The following is a 456-nucleotide window of genomic DNA, read 5'->3' on the forward strand; positions in this document are numbered from 1 at the left end:
CGAACAGTGGGGTTACGTCGGCGCTAAATCACGCCAGCGCTGGCTGTTTTACGCGTATGACAGGATACGGAGGACGGTTGTGGCGCACGTCTTCGGTGAACGCACTCTGGCCACACTGGAGTACTGTCGGCCTTTGAGGTCGTGGTATGGATGACGGATGGCTGGCCGCTGTATGAATCCCGCCTGAAGGGAAAGCTGCACGTAATCAGCAAGCGATATACGCAGCGCATTGAGCGGCATAACCTGAATCTGAGGCAACATCTGGCAAGGCTGGGCAGGAAGTCACTGTCGTTCTCAAAATCGGTGGAGCTGCATGACAAAGTCATCGGGCATTATCTGAACATAAAACACTATCAGTAAGTTGGAGTCATTACCGGCCTACAGTATTGGGAAGCTTTTGGATGCCGCGTCAGCGGCATGGAGGCGCCAGATGAGGTTACATGTGTCTGTGGAGTC

General features: G+C 53.9%; 1 pseudogene. It reads left to right on the forward strand.

The window, feature by feature from the left end:
• A pseudogene (locus tag N6P30_RS24475) lies at positions 1–360 on the forward strand (IS1 family transposase); the annotation flags it as partial.
• Positions 361–456: the final 96 nt, after the last annotated feature.

This window comes from Enterobacter sp. PL1 (assembly GCF_945957325.1).
Classification (GTDB): domain Bacteria; phylum Pseudomonadota; class Gammaproteobacteria; order Enterobacterales; family Enterobacteriaceae; genus Enterobacter; species Enterobacter roggenkampii.